The 19,441-nt window shown below is 43.8% G+C and carries 20 protein-coding genes; 11 read left to right on the top strand and 9 right to left on the bottom strand.

Annotated features, from left to right (window positions below; all coding sequences use genetic code 11):
* The first annotated feature begins 209 nt into the window (after nucleotides 1-209).
* Together FFR00_RS15885 and mutM are read left to right on the top strand one after the other, a co-directional pair.
* Nucleotides 210-668 carry a hypothetical protein gene (locus FFR00_RS15885; RefSeq protein WP_137674398.1) on the top strand — a complete coding sequence of 153 codons (459 nt, stop codon included), beginning with the start codon at nucleotides 210-212 and terminating at the stop codon, nucleotides 666-668.
* A gap of 2 nt (nucleotides 669-670) precedes the next feature.
* Nucleotides 671-1,483, top strand: a complete 813-nt coding sequence (gene mutM, locus FFR00_RS15890) for a bifunctional DNA-formamidopyrimidine glycosylase/DNA-(apurinic or apyrimidinic site) lyase (protein WP_137674399.1) — start codon at nucleotides 671-673, stop codon at nucleotides 1,481-1,483.
* On the opposite strand, the gene coaD is transcribed toward mutM, so the two are convergent.
* The gene (gene coaD, locus FFR00_RS15895) at nucleotides 1,480-1,965 is read right to left on the bottom strand and encodes a pantetheine-phosphate adenylyltransferase (RefSeq protein WP_137674400.1); all 486 of its coding nucleotides are present in this window, start codon (nucleotides 1,963-1,965) and stop codon (nucleotides 1,480-1,482) included. The genes mutM and coaD overlap by 4 nt on opposite strands.
* A gap of 120 nt (nucleotides 1,966-2,085) precedes the next feature.
* On the opposite strand from coaD, the gene FFR00_RS15900 reads away from it, so the two are divergent.
* Together FFR00_RS15900 and FFR00_RS15905 are read left to right on the top strand one after the other, a co-directional pair.
* On the top strand, nucleotides 2,086-3,123 hold the full coding sequence (locus FFR00_RS15900; protein WP_137674401.1) for a glycosyltransferase family 9 protein: 1,038 nt from the start codon (nucleotides 2,086-2,088) through the stop codon (nucleotides 3,121-3,123).
* Between the two features lie 4 nt (nucleotides 3,124-3,127).
* Nucleotides 3,128-4,201, top strand: a complete 1,074-nt coding sequence (locus FFR00_RS15905; protein WP_137674402.1) for a glycosyltransferase family 9 protein — start codon at nucleotides 3,128-3,130, stop codon at nucleotides 4,199-4,201.
* A 2-nt stretch (nucleotides 4,202-4,203) separates the two neighbouring features.
* On the opposite strand, the gene FFR00_RS15910 is transcribed toward FFR00_RS15905, so the two are convergent.
* Both FFR00_RS15910 and FFR00_RS15915 read right to left on the bottom strand, forming a co-directional pair.
* Nucleotides 4,204-4,989: a glycosyltransferase family 2 protein gene (locus tag FFR00_RS15910; protein ID WP_137674403.1), complete on the bottom strand. Its 786-nt coding sequence runs from the start codon at nucleotides 4,987-4,989 to the stop codon at nucleotides 4,204-4,206.
* The gene (locus tag FFR00_RS15915) at nucleotides 4,986-6,026 is read right to left on the bottom strand and encodes a glycosyltransferase family 9 protein (protein WP_235836246.1); all 1,041 of its coding nucleotides are present in this window, start codon (nucleotides 6,024-6,026) and stop codon (nucleotides 4,986-4,988) included. Before FFR00_RS15915 ends, FFR00_RS15910 begins: the two co-directional genes overlap by 4 nt.
* A gap of 110 nt (nucleotides 6,027-6,136) precedes the next feature.
* Between FFR00_RS15915 and FFR00_RS15920 the strand changes: the two genes are divergently transcribed.
* Nucleotides 6,137-6,862 carry a 3-deoxy-D-manno-octulosonic acid kinase gene (locus FFR00_RS15920; protein WP_161985189.1) on the top strand — a complete coding sequence of 242 codons (726 nt, stop codon included), beginning with the start codon at nucleotides 6,137-6,139 and terminating at the stop codon, nucleotides 6,860-6,862.
* On the opposite strand, the gene waaA is transcribed toward FFR00_RS15920, so the two are convergent.
* From waaA to rfaD, 6 genes are read right to left on the bottom strand one after another with little or no spacing between them, the layout of a single operon-like run.
* Nucleotides 6,852-8,108: a lipid IV(A) 3-deoxy-D-manno-octulosonic acid transferase gene (waaA, locus tag FFR00_RS15925; protein ID WP_137674406.1), complete on the bottom strand. Its 1,257-nt coding sequence runs from the start codon at nucleotides 8,106-8,108 to the stop codon at nucleotides 6,852-6,854. The two genes, FFR00_RS15920 and waaA, sit on opposite strands and share 11 nt — an antisense overlap.
* A gap of 19 nt (nucleotides 8,109-8,127) precedes the next feature.
* A complete protein-coding gene (locus FFR00_RS15930; RefSeq protein ID WP_137674407.1) occupies nucleotides 8,128-9,459 on the bottom strand; it encodes a 3-deoxy-D-manno-octulosonic acid transferase in 1,332 nt (443 codons plus the stop codon).
* 2 nt (nucleotides 9,460-9,461) lie between these two features.
* A complete protein-coding gene (locus tag FFR00_RS15935) occupies nucleotides 9,462-9,866 on the bottom strand; it encodes a GtrA family protein (protein WP_137674408.1) in 405 nt (134 codons plus the stop codon).
* Between the two features lie 3 nt (nucleotides 9,867-9,869).
* Nucleotides 9,870-10,802, bottom strand: a complete 933-nt coding sequence (locus tag FFR00_RS15940) for a glycosyltransferase family 2 protein (RefSeq protein WP_137674409.1) — start codon at nucleotides 10,800-10,802, stop codon at nucleotides 9,870-9,872.
* Between the two features lie 37 nt (nucleotides 10,803-10,839).
* A complete protein-coding gene (gene waaF, locus FFR00_RS15945) occupies nucleotides 10,840-11,871 on the bottom strand; it encodes a lipopolysaccharide heptosyltransferase II (protein WP_137674410.1) in 1,032 nt (343 codons plus the stop codon).
* A gap of 48 nt (nucleotides 11,872-11,919) precedes the next feature.
* Nucleotides 11,920-12,876, bottom strand: coding sequence for an ADP-glyceromanno-heptose 6-epimerase (rfaD, locus tag FFR00_RS15950; RefSeq protein WP_137674411.1), 957 nt, complete (start codon nucleotides 12,874-12,876; stop codon nucleotides 11,920-11,922).
* Nucleotides 12,877-13,032: 156 nt separating this feature from the next.
* Between rfaD and FFR00_RS15955 the strand changes: the two genes are divergently transcribed.
* The 6 genes from FFR00_RS15955 to FFR00_RS15980 all read left to right on the top strand — a co-directional run bounded on the left by FFR00_RS15955 (nucleotide 13,033) and on the right by FFR00_RS15980 (nucleotide 19,426).
* Nucleotides 13,033-13,677: a TetR/AcrR family transcriptional regulator gene (locus FFR00_RS15955; protein ID WP_137674412.1), complete on the top strand. Its 645-nt coding sequence runs from the start codon at nucleotides 13,033-13,035 to the stop codon at nucleotides 13,675-13,677.
* Nucleotides 13,678-13,759: 82 nt separating this feature from the next.
* The gene (locus FFR00_RS15960; RefSeq protein WP_137674413.1) at nucleotides 13,760-14,953 is read left to right on the top strand and encodes a glycine C-acetyltransferase; all 1,194 of its coding nucleotides are present in this window, start codon (nucleotides 13,760-13,762) and stop codon (nucleotides 14,951-14,953) included.
* Nucleotides 14,954-14,955: 2 nt separating this feature from the next.
* The gene (gene tdh / locus FFR00_RS15965) at nucleotides 14,956-15,981 is read left to right on the top strand and encodes an L-threonine 3-dehydrogenase (RefSeq protein WP_201798763.1); all 1,026 of its coding nucleotides are present in this window, start codon (nucleotides 14,956-14,958) and stop codon (nucleotides 15,979-15,981) included.
* Between the two features lie 189 nt (nucleotides 15,982-16,170).
* Entirely contained in the window at nucleotides 16,171-17,589 is a 1,419-nt protein-coding gene (locus FFR00_RS15970; protein ID WP_137674415.1) for a capsule assembly Wzi family protein, read from the top strand.
* Nucleotides 17,570-18,118 carry a hypothetical protein gene (locus FFR00_RS15975; protein WP_137674416.1) on the top strand — a complete coding sequence of 183 codons (549 nt, stop codon included), beginning with the start codon at nucleotides 17,570-17,572 and terminating at the stop codon, nucleotides 18,116-18,118. Before FFR00_RS15970 ends, FFR00_RS15975 begins: the two co-directional genes overlap by 20 nt.
* A gap of 132 nt (nucleotides 18,119-18,250) precedes the next feature.
* Nucleotides 18,251-19,426 carry a CDP-glycerol glycerophosphotransferase family protein gene (locus tag FFR00_RS15980; protein ID WP_137674417.1) on the top strand — a complete coding sequence of 392 codons (1,176 nt, stop codon included), beginning with the start codon at nucleotides 18,251-18,253 and terminating at the stop codon, nucleotides 19,424-19,426.
* The last annotated feature ends 15 nt before the right edge of the window (nucleotides 19,427-19,441 follow it).

Here is a 19,441-nt window from a genome sequence, read left to right on the forward strand (position 1 = left end):
GCGATATACAACACGATGAGACCGCACCTGAGTTTAAATATGGAAACGCCCAATCAGGTGCATAATAGAAAAGGCCAGCTACTGGAGCTGGCCTAAAAACCGTCAACCTATTTTAGGACGGGTCATTTTTTTAGTGCTTTGCAGGCTTGCTTGCCCTTTACTCAACAATTACTTCGCGCTTATGATGAAGTGAGAAAGGGAGATGTGCGATGAAAATGAGCCGCCGTGGCTGGAACAACATCATAATATTTGCTGTTGCCTCAATGATTTTGATTTTTAAGTACGTAGAGTTAAACAATCAGCAATCGGAGTCTGAACAGCAACTTGCTGGCCAGCTATTGCCTCAAGGCGCGACCATACTTCGCATAGAGCTACCTGAGTTGGTGATTGAGCGAGTGGGTACCCAATGGCGCAGTGAGCCGCCTACAGAGCGCTCTATCGCGGTGATAGATGCTTGGTTACATATCACCCTAGAGCCATGGCAAAACGCCTTAGGTGGCGCCGCGAGTAGCCAAGGCGTACATATTTACCTTGCCAATTCGGCTGCTCCTATCGAGTTAACCTTATTTGAGTTAGGCCAGCAACGTTGGCTGACTAATTGGCAAGGCCAACTATTGAGCCTTGACGAAGACAGCTACCACGCCCTTTTTCCTACTACGAGTTTATAAACATGCCTGAGTTACCCGAGGTTGAAACCAGTCGACGTGGTATTAGCCCGCATATCGAACAACAAGTCATCAGTGAGATCATTGTGCGCCAAGCTAAATTGCGTTGGCCGGTGCCTGAGCTTATCCAATGCTGTGTAGGCTTGAAAGTATTGGCGGTAACACGCCGCGCTAAATACTTGCTGATTGAAACTGAAGCCGGCCACATTATTATTCATCTTGGCATGTCTGGTAGCCTGCGCATTGTAGATAGCGGTTTGGCCGCTGAAAAGCACGATCATGTTGATATTGTATTGGCCAGCGGTAAAGCGCTTCGTTTGAACGACCCTCGCCGCTTTGGCTGTGTGTTGTTTAGCCAGTTGCCTATCGAGCAGCATAATTTATTGGTTAATTTAGGGCCAGAGCCTTTAACCGACGAATTTACTTTTGAGCATTTGGCTGCCCACGCGGCTAAACGTAGCGTAGCGGTTAAGCAGTTTATTATGGATAACAAAGTGGTGGTGGGGGTAGGGAATATCTACGCCAACGAAGCATTGTTTAGAACCGGTATTCATCCAAAACGCGCTGCCAACAAAGTCAGTAAAGTGCGTTTAGAGCTGCTCGCCGACAACATTAAGCAAGTATTAGCCGAGGCGATTGAGCAAGGTGGGACGAGTTTAAAAGATTTTACCAACGCTGACGGTAAGCCCGGTTATTTTAAGCAGACATTGGCGGTGTATGGCCGTGAGGGCGAGGCTTGTGATAGTTGTGGAGAGTTAATTAAGGCACTACGTATTGGTCAGCGTAATACCTTTTATTGTCCGCATTGCCAGCGTTAACTCGCAGCAAGTTTAGCGCTGACAGCTTGAGCAACTTGTGGTGATACAAAGCGTTCAATATCGCCACCGTGTTTAGCTACTTCTTTAATCAAGCTCGATGAAATAAACGAAACCCCTTCGCCTGGGGTTAAAAATACGCTTTCTAGGTTTGGGTCTAACTGGCGGTTCATATCCGCTAGTTGCATTTCATACTCAAAATCTGAGCCGGTACGCAAGCCACGCAGCAATACGTTCGCATCTTGTTTTTTGGCTAAATCAACCAATAAGCCAGTAAAACCAATCACTTCAACATTATTTGCTTTGGTTACGGTTTGTTCCAACAACGCTACCCGTTCTTCTAAACTAAACAGTGGTTGTTTGCTAGGGCTGGCGGCCACTGCCACAATCACTTTGTCGAACATTTTTGCAGCGCGCTTTATTAAATCACTATGGCCATTGGTTACAGGATCAAAGGTGCCAGGATAGATAACCCGAGTTGTCATGAGTATTTGCCAAAAATTAATGTTAGCTGGATTATAACCCGCTCAATCGATTGGGGAAAATTCTTGAGCATACCTGCAAGATTGGTCACAATGCGCAAGCTTGGTCATTAGGGTAGAAAAATGCAAAAACTGTTGGTAGTGCGAAACGATAAAATAGGCGACTTCATGTTGGCATGGCCCAGTTTCGCTTTACTAAAGAACTCCCTACCCAATTGCGAAATTAGTGCTTTGGTGCCTAGTTATACGGCACCTTTGGCAGAGTTATGTCCCTGGATCGACAAGGTGATTATTGACTGTGGAGCAGAGGCTGATGGCCAGGCTCAAGCAAGCTTGTTACAGCAGGTTAAACAGCAGCAGTTTGATGGTTACTTGTGTTTTTTCTCGACTATGCGCAATGCTTGGCTAGGCGCAAGAGCGGGTATTAAGCATCGTTGCGCACCCGCCACTAAGTTGGCTCAGTTTTTATTTACTCAGCGAGTAAAACAGCGTCGTTCTCAATCACGTAAACCTGAATTTGAGTATAATCTCGATTTAGCTAAGGCTTTTTTAGCGAAACACCAAATCGACGCTAAAGCGTCAGACGCCCCTTTCTTGTCTTTTTCGCCCGCACAAATAGAGGCGCGTAAAAATAGCGAATTTACCGGATCGCAGCCCATGGTGATGGTGCACATTGGCAGTGGCGGCTCAGCCAATAATTTAAGCGTGGAGCAGTATTTTAGTTTAATTGATTGCTTAGCTAAGCTAAATCTTGAGCTACATTTTGTGATTACCGCTGGCCCCGGAGAGTTGGTAGCAGCGCAAGATCTGGTGAATCAATTGGCAAAAGCCGAAGTCTCACATCAGCTGTACTTTTCTGAAGAAGGCCTCACTACCTTTTGTGAAGTATTGGCTTGCGCAGATATGTTTATTGCTGGCTCCACGGGTCCACTGCATATCGCAGGTGCGTTAGATGTACCTACGGTGGGTTTTTTCCCTAGCAGACGCAGCGCCACACCGTTGCGCTGGCAACCTCTGAATAGTGCAGGTCGGCATATTTCATTTTCTCCACCTGCTGGTGAGCTAACTCAGGAAGACATGAGTTTAATTAATGTGAGTGATTCAGCAGTGAAAATTAATCTTTGGTGGCAAAAGCTACACGCTAGTGATCCGGTAGAGTAAATCGATGAGCATAACTAAAAAAATTCGCACCGCGTTACGCCAGTTTGACGCCAAGCGTCGTAATAACTCAGTGGCATTAGAAGCTGGTTTTCTAAAACTGATTGGCGGTCGCAAAGGCCGACAACAAGAAATACTGCCCCCAAAACAAGTCAAGCGGGTGTTGATTGTTCGCAATAATAAACGTATCGGCAATATGTTTTTTTTACTGCCTTACGTAAACAAAGTGATCGAAATGTATCCCGATGCAAAGGTTGAGCTATTGCTTACCGATCCTTGGCAGGGACAAGTGTTTGAGAACTTAGGCCTAAGCAAAATCCACTATTCACAATTTGGCTTAAAAACACTAGGTGGATTTTTTAGCACCATGCGAGCTTTGCGTAAACAAACTTATGATGTGGTGCTTATACCTTACAGCGGTTCTAGTGATCGCATCGTCACTGCCTTAGTTACTGCGAAGAATGTATATGGCTACGATGATAAGGTGAACGGTGCAGTTTGTAGCCATACCTTCAAGCAAACTCGTCGATACAAACATTATGCTTTGGGCTGCATGGAGCTACTAGAACAATTACACAAAGCCGAACCTAGTGATTATTATGCCCGTTTGGTGTTAAGTGAGACTGAACAAACGCTCGCTCGTAGCGAGCTAGTGGAGTTGATAGGCCATGAAAATAACAAGCCCTGCTTAACCTACTTTAGAGGTGCTCGTGGAGCCAAAGTGATCGCTGACAAGGATTGGCAGATCTTGTTAGGTAAGTTTAAGAAGTACTATAAGAATGAACTGAACATCATTGAAATTTTGAGCCCTGATGTTGTCAAACCGTTAGCCGATGCAGATTTCACTTATTCAAATGGTGACTTGCGAAAGCTTGCTGCATTTTTGCAACAAGTGCCGTTATTTTTCTGTGGTGATACTGGACCATTGCACCTAGCAAGCTCTGCGGGAGCTTATTGCGTAGGCTTATTTACGGTGACTAACGTTACGCAGTATGGCTGTTTGGGTGAGCACGCAGTCAACGTGACAAATTTAGAGACGATAGACGCCTCCAAACTACTACTAGAGCTAGGGCTTACTTAGCCTTATTTTCGGTAATGACGATCGTTTTGCCTAGCCCATAAGTCAGCGTATTTCACAAAGGTAGAATGCGCTGATAGTACCGCTATCAAAAAGCCTGATTTTCCATCTAAAAATCCACGTTTAAGCAAATACATTTTGGCAAAGCAGCCAATGGCATGTAAAACGCCTTGGCTAATAGTGGCCCGCTTCCCTTTTGCTTCTCGCTGATCTGCCCATGCCTTAGCATAACCCGCTGATTTCACTAAGTAGTGATGGATTGAGTCATAAGTGTAATGCAGTAAATCGCCATTCAGATGTTTAAGCGTACTTTCATCTGGAAGCATCAGTTTTTCATGGACTAAAGCATCGTTGTATTGAGTTAACTTGGTAGGATGAAGCCTTAGTACTTTATCGGGGTACCAGCCGCTATGAGACAAAAACTGGCCAAATACCCAAGAGCGTCGTGCAACGCTATAGATGCAATTATTATCTTTTTGTACAACCTGTTGTATCGAACTCGCCAACTCTGGTGTGACCCGTTCGTCGGCATCTATCCAAAAGCACCAATCTGTGTCGACTTTTTGTTGAGCTAGTTGACGTTGCCTGCCGAATCCTTGCCAATTGGTGTGCTGATGAAACTCAGCCCCGAGTTGCTCAGCAATCTCTTGGCTATTGTCGATGCTGCCTGAATCAAACACAATCACCTTATCCGCCCACGCTAATGACTCGATACAGTCTTTAAGATTGAGCGACTCATTCTTAGCGATAATGATCGCTGTAACTGTGGCTTGTTGATTCATTTCGCTCATAGTTGTTGCTCTTGTTTAATGATTTCAAACATCTCGATGACGGCATCGAGTGTAATGTGTTGCATGGCATTGGCATCTTTCACCCTGCTGCGCCAACTGAGTTGATTGGCTGGTTTGCCCTGTTCTTTTTCAATGAGCTGCTGCCATACACTCACCACATACTGGCGGTAATGATAAGGCCCAGTGCGTTGCGGATTGTGGTGAGCATATAAACCTAATACTGGGGTGTTTACTGCCACCGCCATGTGGGCTGGGCCTGTATCTGGAGATATTAGCAGACCTGACTGCGCTATAAGAGCCCACAGTTGACTTAATGAGGTTTGCCCACACAGGTTATTGAGTTGTTGATTACAGGCTTGATTGATGTGTTTGGCAAGTACCACTTCATTTTTGGCAGGGCTACCAATTAAGCTCACTTGAAAGCCCTGTTTTAGTAGGTATTGGGCAATACCTACATAACCTTCAAGAGTCCAATTTTTATAGGATTTACTGGCTGCTGCACATATAAGTATATGTTTGCCTTTATCGTTACTTTGAGTGTTAAGTAAGTCTTGAGCGAATTCAATATCTTGCTTGCTTAAAGGAACCTGCCAATGCACTGGCTTGGGAGCAACATCTAGCTGCGAAAGAAACTGCAAGAAGCCATCCAATACATGAGGGGAACTGGCGGGTAAGACTTTTTCGTTGGTGAACAACCATTGGCCGTCTTTGGCTCGGCTTTTATCAAAACCAATACGCCGTTTGGCCTTGATATAGCAACTCACCAAACTGGATCTTAGTGCCGCTTGCATGTGCCATAAGATATCAAATTGCTGATTCGCCAGTTGTCGCCTTAATGCGAGTAAACCTTTCAGGCCTTGTTTTTTATCATATTCCACAACTTTAATGTCGCTATACAGTGCTAGTAGTTGTGCTTCAGCTTTGCCGCAAATCCAGGTTATTTCTACCTGTGGAAGAGCTTGTTGAAGTTGCTGCACTACTGCAAGCGCATTACATACATCCCCAATGGCGGATAAGCGTAGGATGCAAATTTTCAAGGCAGGCTGGTTTGTTGTCATTTTGCTAAAAGTGGCGGATTTTCTTAAGTATTATGCTTTTTGCGGTGCGCGATGTAAAATTGTTGGGATTTGTTTCACAAGCGAAAACTATGCAGATTGAAAAACAAAAAACTCCCGACGGCTGGCTATTCTATAACTCTACCGTGTGGCAACAAGTAAGCGACGCGTATTTTGAAGCGCGCCATTGGCAGCAAAATAGAGCGGTAGTGGGCCAAGCAATTGGTAGAGGTAAAACCTTGTTTTTCCGTTTTGAGCATCGAGAGTTTGTACTGCGCCATTACCACCGTGGTGGTTTAGTCTCTAAGCTGAGCAACGATCGTTATTTCTATTCCAGCTTGCATAGAAGCCGAGTGTGGAAAGAATTTGCCTTGCTGATGAAATTAAAAGCGCTGGAGTTACCTGCTCCGGTGCCTGTTGCGGGCAGAGTGAAGCGCACCGGCTTAACTTTTCAGGCTGATCTTATTCTTGAGCGGATTAGTGGGGCAAGAGATTTAGCACAGATGCTGAGTGAGCGACGTTTACCATTGAGCTTGTGGCAAAAAATAGGCGAGACCATTGCATTGTTTCATCGCTCTGGGGTTTACCATGCCGATCTCAATTTGCGTAATATTATGGTCGATGATCAGCAAAAGGTATGGTTAATCGATTTTGATAATGGTCGACTTTGTCGCCCGCGTAAAAAATGGCAACAGGCTAACATTGCTCGCTTTTATCGCTCACTGGAGAAAGAGCAGGCTAAGCCGGGCTATTGTCATTGGTTAGAGTCTGATTGGCAACACCTACTAGCAGCTTATAAACAAGCGCTTAATGGTTAAGCAAGGCATCTAAACTGCGCGCTAACGCTCCCTGGTTTTGTTTAACAATGCCAAGGCCTGCCTCTCCCGCTTTTTTTCGAGCGTTTTCATCACTTAGCCATGCTTTAATCCAATTGGCTAGCTGTTCGGTGTCAGCGCTTAGTTTTAAGGCGCCACAAGCTTGTAGTTGTTGGCTAATATCAGAGAAATTGAAGTCATACTCACCTGCCACACAAGGTAGACGCATAGCAGCGGCTTCCAAGTAATTGTGACCTCCTATGTTAACCAACGATCCACCAATAAATGCTGTATCCGCACAACCATACATCAGCATCATTTCGCCCATACTGTCGGCCAAGTAAACGGCTTGGTCTGGTGCTACGGTTTGCTGCAAGCTTCGGCGAGAGTATGAAAACCCTCGATCTGCAATGAGTTCGGCCACTTGCTCAAAACGCTCTGGGTGGCGGGGGACTAATACTAATAAGCTATCGGGTAATTGGTTTCGTACCTTTTGCATAATATCCAGTATTAGCTCGTCTTCGCCTTTATGGGTGCTTGCCGCTATCCATACTAAGCGCTCACCTAATAGCTGCTTTCGGATCTCTGTGGCTTGTAGTTGCAAAGCATCGGTATTGGGTAAGTCATATTTTATCGAGCCACTGACTTGCAGGTTTGCGGCTGCAACGCCCAATTGATTAAAACGTTGTGCGTCATCTTGGTGCTGGGCTAATACCAAACTAAGTTTGGTGAATAAGCTCTTACTAAAACCAGCGAAACGCAGGTATCGCTGGCAAGAGCGCTGTGACATGCGTGCGTTAATTAACGAAACAGGAATGTTATTGCCTTGGCATACATTTAGCCAGTTAGGCCAAAGTTCGGTTTCCATAATCCATAGCTGTTTAGGCTGATGTTTATTTATGAATAGCTTCACGCAGGGCCATAAATCAAAAGGTGCGTAGCGATGGGTCACTAGCTCACCCAGTTTAGCTCCAACCTGCTCTGTGCCGGTAGCTGTGGTAGTAGTAAGCAGAATATTCAACGAGGGCTGCTGTTGTTTGAGTTGCGTGATTAACGGCGTAGCCGCAATGACCTCTCCCACTGAAACAGTGTGAAGCCAAATATCTACTTGGCTAACTTTAAGACTGAAGCCGAAATGCTCAAGCCAGCGTTTACCTACGTTAGGCTTGCCGACTTTGGGCCAGTAGAGCTTGTACATGGCTAGCGGCAGCAGCGGAATAAGCAATAGGTTATAGAGCAGACGCATCATAAAAGGGGCCATCTTAGATTTACTTTACTGCTTGGTCGTTGACAATATTCTGCTCTTGAATGTAGCTTTCTACCTGTTGTTGATAGCTATGGGTATGAGAGAATTTATTGCTGTCATGGCTGGCCACCAGATTAACCAAAATGAAGTATCCGGCGACTAAACAACTTACTTTTGCTAAACGCTCTGGCCTTTTAGTTTGCCAATGCTCTGCGTAGTACAACACTGGAAATAGTGCGAAGCCAAAAGTAATAATTAAATGCCAGTAAGAAAAGACTATCGGCGATAACATCGCTGAAATAATAATGCCTACAAAGGCTGAGAAGGCGTAGTGTATTAGCCAGTCAGCAGGTGAATAGGCTACGTTATTTCGTGAACGCCAGTGAGGTTTTATCACTCGCCATGCTTTTCTGTTTACAGCCCAGGCGGCTATAACAGTAAATCCACCTACAGTATATAGTAGCGCTTGCCAAAGATAGTTTATGAGGGCTCTAATCCATTCAATATCGGTTAGCCAAAGAAAATTAGCATCGACAATAATACGGTTGGTAAACAAAAATGAGCTATAGCGTAGCCAATATAGGGCCGCCTTTAGAACAGGGTAAACGTGCACCATTCCCCAAGCCAAATAGCGATCGCTGCGTTGAGATTGAATGTCAGAGTTTTGCTGCATCTCTATAAAGTAAGGAACAAGACTAGCCAAAACCGCCACACCGCCAGCGATTAAACCCCACCAATTCACTTTGATAATACCGCGATAATATAGATAAGCTGACATCACCGCCAAAATAGGCCAACAGTAGTGTAATTGCATGGTCAAACCGATGGCTAATACATGTAGGAAGCTGCAGATAAATGAGCTTTGTTGGCGCATTTTAAACGCTGTCCAACAATGCAGTGCAGCAAAAAAGCACAAATAAGCGGGGTTATACATCAAGCTATCAAATAGAAACCAAGGGTTAAGCAAATACAGCACTAAAAATGCTAATCGTACTACTGGGCTAAAGACTTGCTTGATAACCGCATCAAATAAGAAAAATGAGGCAAGCCTTAAGGCTATTAGTAGTAACATTGGCGCCCATGGCGAATCCCATATCAATAGTGGCAGTCCTACAATGTAAGTGGACAAAGACCCTGGCACATTACCAACCACACTAGCTGCGTTACCATAACTCAACCAGTTGTCTTGATAAGCACCCAAGTAGCCTTTTATCAACATCTGGTCTTGGTCGCCATTAAGGATCTGATGAGAAGCGTAAATGACGGATAAGGCCGTTGCTAGAGTGACTATTAGCCAAAAAATGCTAGTAAAGTGTTTTTCGATGTGTTGATTTAAGGGCACGGTAGTACTCATTTTTATTGTTGTTTAGACGTTTCAGTTTTAGAAAACGTCCAGAAACGATGAATGACAAAAGTGATGGCGGGCAGCAATACAATCACCAATCCCACTTTAACAAAGTTTGGATAGTGGGTTAACTGCGAGGAAAGCCAAACAGACAGGCATAATGCCCCTAGTTGAACTGCAAAGAAACGCATAGCGTTGTTAATGGCTAAGGCTTTTTGAAATACCCAACGCGTTTGCACGAGGTAAGAAAAAATAAAGGCTAGGCTAAAGCCAACAAAATTTGCTAATGCAAAGTCTTGTGGTAGCTGCGCCAACACTAACAAGGCGATTGAGAAGTGAATTAAGGTTGCTACTCCTCCTGTTAGGCCATACCTAACAATTCTTAATGTAAGCAATTTGCTGATGAGCTGCGTCATAACCTAGTTATCTTCTTCAACGATATAGATAGGACGACGTTTGGATTCCATAAAGAGTCGTCCAATATACTCTCCCATCACTCCTAGACCAATAAGCTGAATACCACCGAGGAATAAGATGATAGTGATAATCGACGCATAACCCGGGTCATCGATACCGTAAATCAAAGTCTTGATAACGATTAAGCTGCCATAAATAAAGGCTAAGAACGAAATAAGGCAGCCAATATATAACCAAATGCGTAGTGGCGCAGTGCTAAAACTGGTGATGCCCTCTAAGGCTAAATTCCATAGTTTCCAGCCGTTAAAACTGGTTTCGCCTGCAGCTCGAGGGTCGCGTTTGTATTCTACTATTTTAGTTTTAAAGCCTACCCAAGAGAAAATACCCTTCATAAAGCGTTGGTTTTCTGGCATTTGTTGAATAGCGCTGACAACACGACGTGTCATCAAACGGTAGTCACCAACATTCTCCGGGATCTTAACGTGAGAAATTTTGTTGTGAAACTTGTAAAACAGCTCAGCACTAAGTTTTTTTGCAAAGCTATCACTGGTTCTATCTATACGTTTTGCCACCACTACATCGTAACCATTGTTCCACTCTCGGATGAAGTCGTGGATGAGCTCTGGGGGATCTTGTAGGTCTACATCAATCGGAACAATTACCTCGCCCTTTGATAAATCAATGCCAGCGGTAAGTGCCGCCTCTTTACCGAAGTTTCTGGCAAGGTTGATGACGCGTATACCGCTGTGCTCCGTTTGTAAGCTTTTTAGTTTGCTTAAGGTTTGATCTCTGCTGCCGTCGTTAATAAAGATGACTTCGTAACTAAGTTGAGTTTTATCTAGCTCAGGTAGCATCGTGTCAATAAATAAGGCAACGGTGTCTTGTTCGTTATAACACGGGCAAATTATTGAAATAACAGGAGTGTTAGAACTCATAAGATTCCTTTTAAACGGCTAATGGGGATAAGTGTAGCTAATTAAGAAGTTTAGCTATAGCGGAAATAGCTCGTTCGGGAGCTAGCTCCGTTAAACATTTTAAATGACCAAATTGGCAAGTTTTTTTAAAACACGGACGGCATTCAATGTTGGTATGTAAAATCTTGGCTTTATCGGTCAGTGGCGGCGTATATTGTGGTGACGAAGAACCATAAACGGCGATTAAGGGAAGTTGCAGTGCCGCTGCAATATGCATTAATCCTGAATCATTACTGATTGCTAACCTTGCTAAGGCCATTAGGTCAATGGCTTCCGCTAGTTTGGTTTTACCTGCTAGGTTGTGGCAATGGCTTTGTAAGGCGATTGGCAAATGCTCGATGATTTGCTCGCCTACCGTTTGGTCTTTGTCTGACCCAAAAATCCATACCTGCCCTTGATATTGCTCAATCCAATGGGCTGCTACTTTAGCGTAGTGTTGTTCTGGCCAGCGTTTGGCAGGGCCAAATTCAGCGCCTGGGCATAGGGCGAGTATTGGCTGTTGAGTATTAAGTTTTAGCTGTTCTAGCGCTTGTTGTTGATTGTTAATGTTTGCGGCTAGTGATGGGTGTTGATAACTTGGCAGTACGCTAGCATCGATCATTTTATCTTTAGGGTGAGCTAGCGAAACATAGCGCTCTACCATTAGTGGGAAAGCCTGCTTGTTGCTACGTAAATCGTTCAGCAAGCCATAACGGCTTTCGCCTTTCCAACCGGTGCGTTGTTTTATACCTGCAAACCAAGGGATTAATGCGGCTTTAAGTGAGTTTGGCTGAGTTATCGCCCAGTCATAGTGGCTTTGCTTGAGTTGTTTGGCTAGCTTCCAGCGAACCGCTAATTGTAAGTCACCATGACCAAGTGGCATACGCAGAGCGTTATCTACCTCCGGCATGCGCTCTAACATTGGACGACACCAATCTGGGGCGAGCACATCAAGTTGAGCTTGTGGATGCAGTTGCTTAAGCGCGTTGTACAAGCTTTGCGACATCACCATGTCGCCCACCCAAGAGGGGCCCACCACCAAAATTTTCATCGTTTACCTAAATAAAAGGGAGCCTGTTGCTCCCATTGGTTTTGAGAACTACTTGTTTAGCCACTTCATGTATTCGGCAACACCTTGCGCTACATCTTTAAAGGCGTTTGGGTAACCTGCAGCACGCAGCTTATCAATATTGGCTTGAGTGAAGCTTTGGTAGCGACCTTTTAAGTGTTCAGGGAAAGGGATGTACTCAATCTCACCTTTCTGATGATAATTAATCACCGCTTCGGCTACCGAGCGGAAGGGTTCAGCTTGGCCTGTACCTAAGTTGAAAATGCCGCTTTGTTCAGGATTTTTCCAAAACCAAAGATTTACTTTTACAACATCGCCAACATAAACGAAATCACGGCTTTGTCCGCCATTGCCGTAGCCGTCGTAACCTTCAAACAATTTAGGATTTTGTCCGTCGTTTACTTGGTTGTTTAAGTGGAAAGCAACGCTCGCCATACTGCCTTTGTGCTGCTCGCGTGGGCCATATACATTGAAGTAACGGAAGCCAACGACTTGCGATTCAATCTCTGGTAACAAACGGCGAACGTAGTTATCAAATTGTAGTTTTGAGTAGCCGTAAACGTTTAGTGGTCCTTCGTACTGCTTTTCTTCAATAAAGGTATCGGTATCGCCGTAAGTGGCTGCAGACGAGGCGTATAAGAAAGGAATACGGCGATCTAAACAATAATGAAGTAACTCTTTTGAGTACTCATAGTTGTTTTCCATCATGTACTTACCGTCCCACTCAGTGGTGGCGGAACATGCACCTTCATGGAAAATGGCTTCAATTTTTTGGCCATATTCAGCGCCAATATCTTCACCTGATACAATACGCGCAATAAAATCGTCTTTGTCGAGGTAGTCGGCAATCTCTAAGTCGACAAGATTAACAAACTTGGTGCCGTCTTTTAGGTCGTCAACCACAATAATGTCGTTATGACCTTGCTCGTTTAAGCTCTTTACAATGTTGGCGCCAATGAAGCCCGCCCCACCTGTTACGATAATCATAATACTACCATTCCAAAAATTGCCGTTAATCTAAGGATTTTATGCTGTGGCGAGGGGAATAGCAATTGCCTCAACAGCAGAAGCTAGCGAAGAAAAACTGGATTTTGGCAGCGTTTACAGGTATCACAGTAGTATAACGGAGAACTTTTTAGCCAAATGAAAACTAAAGATAAAATCATTCACACTTCTTTACAGCTCTTCAATGAACGTGGCGAACGCCAAATTACTACTAATCATATCGCGGCTGAGCTAGGCATTAGCCCTGGCAATTTGTATTACCACTTCGGTAACAAGCAAGAGATTATCCGCAGTATTTTTCAATTGTATGTAGAGCAATTAGAAAACAGCTTTAGGCCGCATGCCGACCAGTTACTGAGTCTTGATCATTTAACCCAATATTTAGACGCCAGTTTCGAGTTAATGTGGCGTTTTCGCTTTATGTACGCCAACTTATTGGAGTTACTGGCGCGAGACCCTGAGCTAGAAACACAGTACCAAAACATGCAGCTAGAATTGTCTAACTGGAGTCGAGATATTTTGCTGCAGTTAAAAGAAAGCCGCTTTATTAGTGGTGATGACGCGACTATGGCTGAGTTGGCAGACAGCGTTAAGTTCATTATTGGCGCGTGGATTGGCTATCAAAGTGCGCAGTTAAAGGGCGGTGAAATTACTAAGCCTCGGCTCTACCAAGGAGTACTAAAAATACTGTTTACCTTAAGGCCTTACTTTACCGAAGAGTCTATGAGTATTTACCAGCGCTTGTATGACCACTACGTAAAATGTGCTGAACGTAGCGAATAGTTTTTAATTGAGATTAAAGGCTGTATTTGCCAAATAAAGCACTATAATTCAGCTAATTTTCTGGATTTAAATAGGGTTTGGTATGACAGCCGCTTTCTCAGCATTCATTTCACAGCAACTGCAGCAAGTTAAAGATGACGGTTTATATAAAAGTGAACGGGTCATTAGTTCGCAACAGCAAGCCTCTATTGCGGTTGACCAAGGCCAAGTAGTTAACTTTTGTGCCAATAACTATTTAGGTTTAGCCAATTCTCCAGCGCTTATTCAAGCAGCCAAAGATGGCCTAGATAGCCACGGCTTTGGCGCTGCTTCAGTGCGTTTTATTTGTGGTACTCAAGATATTCACAAGCGCTTAGAGCAAGGCTTGAGCGAATTTCTGGGTATGCAAGACACCATTCTTTACTCTTCATGCTTTGATGCCAATGCGGGTTTATTCGAAACCTTGCTGGGCCCTGAAGATGCCATTATCTCCGATGCCTTAAATCACGCATCTATTATCGACGGTGTTCGCTTATGTAAAGCGAAACGTTTTAGATATGCCAACAACAACCTTGCTGAGTTAGAGCAATGTTTAAAAGAAGCTGATGCAGCAGGTGCTCGTTTTAAACTTATCGCCACCGATGGTGTATTTTCAATGGATGGAGTTATTGCCAAGCTCCCCGGCATTTGTGACCTGGCGGATAAGTACAATGCGATGGTGATGGTAGATGATTCTCACGCTGTGGGCTTTGTTGGTGAGCAAGGTCGCGGTACCCATGAATACCATCAAGTGATGGATAGAGTCGACATTATTACCGGAACTTTAGGTAAAGCTATGGGCGGCGCTTCGGGTGGTTTTACATCTGCCAAAAAAGAGGTGATAGATTGGTTGCGCCAGCGCTCGCGCCCGTATTTGTTTTCAAACTCCTTAGCACCGTCGATTGTGAGTGCGTCTTTAAAAGTGTTGGAATTACTTGCCGAAGGAGATGTTCTGCGTAAGCAGCTTTGGGATAATGTTAGCTACTTTAGGACCGAAATGAGCAAGGTAGGGTTTACCCTTGCAGGCGCTGATCATGCGATTATTCCAGTGATGTTAGGCGATGCCAAACTGGCCAGCACCTTTGCTGACAAATTACTAGAACGTGGTATTTATGTGATTGGTTTTTCCTTCCCAGTGGTACCTAAAGGTCAAGCGCGTATTCGTACGCAAATTTCTGCGGCACATACGCCAGAACAATTAGCCCATGCGGTTAAAGCCTTTACCGAGGTAGGTAAAGAGCTTGGAGTAATAGCATGAGCATTAAGGCCTTAGCGAAAACCAAAGCTGAGCCAGGCATTTGGATGACTCAAGTTGAGATGCCAGAGCTCGGTCATAACGACTTACTGATTAAAATTAATAAAACCGCGATTTGTGGCACCGACGTACATATTTACAACTGGGATGAGTGGTCGCAAAAAACCATTCCTGTGCCTATGGTGGTGGGTCATGAGTATGCCGGTGAAGTGGTGGATATAGGTCAAGAAGTTCGAGGTTTTGCTATTGGCGACCGCGTATCCGGCGAAGGCCATATTACTTGTGGCCATTGCCGAAACTGTCGTGGTGGTCGTACTCACCTGTGCCGTAATACCGTAGGCGTGGGCGTTAATCGCACCGGCTGTTTTTCTGAATACTTAGTGATACCTGCAGTAAATGCTTTCAAGTTACCCAATGAGATTAGTGATGATTTAGCGGCTATTTTCGACCCTTTTGGCAATGCTGTTCACAGTGCCTTGTCGTTTGATTTAGTGGGTGAAGATGTGCTTATCACCGGTGCTGGACCCATTGGTGTTATGGCGGCCGCCATTTGCAAGCATGTAGGTGCCCGCCATGTAGTGGTTACCGATGTTAACGATTACCGACTAGACTTGGCCAAACAAATGGGCGCGACTCGGGTAGTGAATGTAGCTAAACAGTCGCTTAGCGGCACTATGGCTGAGTTGAAAATGACTGAAGGTTTTGATGTAGGCCTTGAAATGTCTGGTGTGCCCAGCGCTTTTAGCTCTATGTTAGAGCTGATGAATCATGGTGGCAAAGTGGCAATGCTTGGCATTCCGCCTAGTGATATGGGCATTGATTGGAGCCAAGTCATCTTTAAAGGTTTGGTTATTAAGGGTATCTACGGCCGAGAGATGTTTGAAACATGGTATAAAATGGCATCTTTGGTACAATCTGGCCTCGATTTAAGCCCCATTATTACCCACCACTATAGTGTTGATGATTTTCAACAAGGCTTTGATGCTATGCGCTCAGGACAAAGTGGCAAAGTTATTTTGGATTGGCGCTAAATGCCTAAATGTTTACAAAAGTGACAACTAACTTGACTGTTCCTTAGAGGTAAGTGACAAATATCATATCGACAGTTTGTTGTACCTTTTGCTAAGGTGGTTCAGGCATTAGCTTAGGTAAATATACAGTGTTGCAGTTGTTGTTTTGAAGCGCACTCCACATTATAGGTTGTAAAAAGGAATTTCCCTTTGTTTTCAAAAATTAGTCACTTAAGGCGCTATATTCTGGCGGGGTGCCTTGCTTTAATTAGTTTTGGCGGGGTAGCGCAAGTATCCCTGTACCTACCGCTAAATCAAAATCGGATTATAGAATCTGATATAGAAAAACTAATCACTATCACATCAGCTCCAGGTATGAAGCGCCCTTACCCAGTTACTCAAGTTAGGCATTATGCGGAGATGATTACTGAGGTTTATCCTGCACTGTATAAGCGTATTGATAGCTATTTAAAGCGTTATGAGCAAAACCTTGCTTTAACCGATGCCAACTTAGAGCTAGCTGTAGGCAATGGTGAACAGAGTATCGCTAATGCGCGAGGGCAAAAGGTTGAGGACAATATTCAAGGTAGCTTGAGAGGGCACTGGAGAGCAACTGATTGGGCCGCATTGTCCTTAGGCGCTCATTACACCCAAGCTAATCAGCTCAACCCCACTGAAACATTTGTTGCTTTAGGTTTCGATTGGATGCAACTAGATGTAGGGATGCGTGAGCATTGGTATTCCCCTTTTAATGACTCATCGATGTTGATGAGTACACATGCACAAGTATCTCCTTCTATCACTCTTAGTAACTCTAAACCGCTAACATCTTGGCGTTTTCAATATGAAATCTTTTACAGCAAGTTAGAAGAAGTCGATTGTATCAACGTAAAAGGGGAGTGTCGTAAAGACCGTCCTGAGTTGATTAGTTATCAAATTACTGCGATGCCTGTAGATTGGTGGCAGATTGGTTTTAGCCGTAATTTTCAGTATGGCGGTGATGGTGTGAACCGGTCTTTTGGCGATATAGTAGAAGCGCTTTTTTGCCCGACTTGTGTACAGCATAATGAAGCCGGGGAAGACGCTTGGGGTAACCAACAGATGGCTATTCACAGTCGTTTTAATGTCGATGTTGGCCAACCAATGAGCATCTATTTCGAGTATGGCGGCGAAGATATTGCTATTGGGCGAGATAATCGTTTAGGTAATATTACTTTTGGCGCAGGGGTTTACTTACCTTTGCTCACCGAGCAGTCATCTTTACGTCTAGAATGGAATAGCTGGCAATCTCAGTGGTATAACCATTGGATGTATCGAAATGGCTTTACCAATAATGGAAATGTGATGGGGCATTGGGGGGGCGGTAACCGAAAAGATATAAATGAAGCTCCGGGTGCACATGCTTTTTCTTTTCAGTATCAATATACATTAAGTAACCAAGAGCAGTTGTTTTCTACTCTTCGCTTTATTAAGAATGAAGAGCACTATTCTGACTACAGCCTTGGTTACGAGTTAGACATGATGTACGGATTTAAGCTATTTGGTCAAAATGTAACGGCTGGATTCTTAGCTGGACGCGATACTTCTAAAGACTCTTATGGACGATTGTATGCACAATATCACTTATAAAATAGGACTCGCAGTATTCTTAGGTGCTACTTTTGCCTCTAATGCCAAGCCTTTATCGATAAAAGATACCCAGTTTGTACCTAGTGTTCATGTTGGTTTAGGTGTACATAGAATTGGTGACCACCGAGGTTATGAAAATTTTGCTGCGGGTGACATAGCTGTTGAGTATCACGGTATTCTTTCAGACAAATTTGAGTTAGGTTTTGGTGGTGGCTTTGTCGGCGATCTTACTGACTTCGAAGCACAGAACTCTTATTGGTATATTAAAGCCGTTGATGCGCGCTACCGATTTTATGAGCAATTCCACATAGGTGCTTTTGCGGGTGGTTCATACAGTAACCGATTTAATAAAGCTTATGGCATGTTATTAGGTGGGTACATTCGCTACGACTTATCTGACACATGGTCACTCAGCGCTGAATATCGCGAGACTTCAAATGATACCGACAACAACTTAGGTTACCCAGAAGGTGAGTTCAATATTCGAGACTATGACTTGTTGCAGCTGCGTTTGTCGTACAATTTTTAGTTTACTATGTTAGAACGGCTAAACGCCGAGCTTTAGGTCAGTGTTTAGTCTTTAGTTTGTTATAGTTTTCATGTGGTGGGCAACTAAACTTCATCACTTGAACCGCTCGATTGTTACTCTATAGGATAATGTGTGGCTAATTTAGCTAAAGTTTCAACAGCTACCTTGTTAGCTGAAACCGCGAGAATTGCGTACTTTGTTAGCAAACCATTTTTCAAGAAGAAAATTTGGTTGTTATGTGAAACAGAAACTCAGGCTCAAGAAAATGGTTACGAGTTATTTCGTTGGATAAAAAGCAATGCGCCGTCTATCGAAGCCTATTATGTGATTCGAGATGATTCGCCTTCTATTAACAAGTTTCAATCGAATGAAGAGTGGCTCGCACTCGACTCGTGGAAGCAATATTTCTATATGTATCACGCCGAGGCTATTATCTCGACTCATGGTCTTTGGATGATTCCTGATGAGTTAGGCATTTTGAAAAAGCTGACTCGAAAAACCTTAAACGCTAAGCGAGTGATGCTTAATCATGGGGTTGGGTTTCTAAAAAATGGCAAGCAGTTTTATCACAAGACCATATTTCCGCTTAACTCTCAAATTATGGCTTTATCACCGAAGCATAAAGCTATTTTTACTGAAGAATACGGGTATGAAGATAGCGAGGTGGTAATCGCTGGCTATCCTCGCTTTGATGGCATGACTGATTTGAGCGCCGAGGCCAAATGGCCTAATTTAATCGTCTATATGCCAACATTCAGGGATGATGAACAGAACTTAGGCGATGCTTTTCAAGAAACCGAGCTGTTTAAACAAACCAAAGCCTTATTAAACAGTGACAGCTTTAAACAGCACTTGGAAGACAATGACGCCCACATTGCTGTCTATCTTCATCAAAATATTCAGAAATATTCTCAATATTTAGACCCATTCTCTTCTCCTCGTATTCATATCCTTAGGCAAGGTGAGCTTTCTGTCACTGAACTGTTAAGGATGGGTAAGCTACTGATTACTGACTATTCAAGCGTATTCTTTGACTTTGTCTATATGAATAAGCCGTTTATTTCTTATCAGTTTGATTGTGAGAAGTTTATTGGGGCTAGGAAAAACAAAGCGTTTATCGATATACGACGTGATCTTCCAGGTTACGTGGCAGATACGCCAGCAGAGTTAGAAGAGAAAATTAAAATGGTGTTTGCTAACCAGTTTATTCCTCAAGATGATCATCTGTTAAAAATAAAAGAATACTTTAGTTTTCAGGACCAAAAAAACTGTGAACGTGTGTTTAATGCGATTAACCAGCGCGACTAGTCTCGCTGGTTAATC

This window comes from Agarivorans sp. Toyoura001 (assembly GCF_005405585.1).
Classification (GTDB): domain Bacteria; phylum Pseudomonadota; class Gammaproteobacteria; order Enterobacterales; family Celerinatantimonadaceae; genus Agarivorans.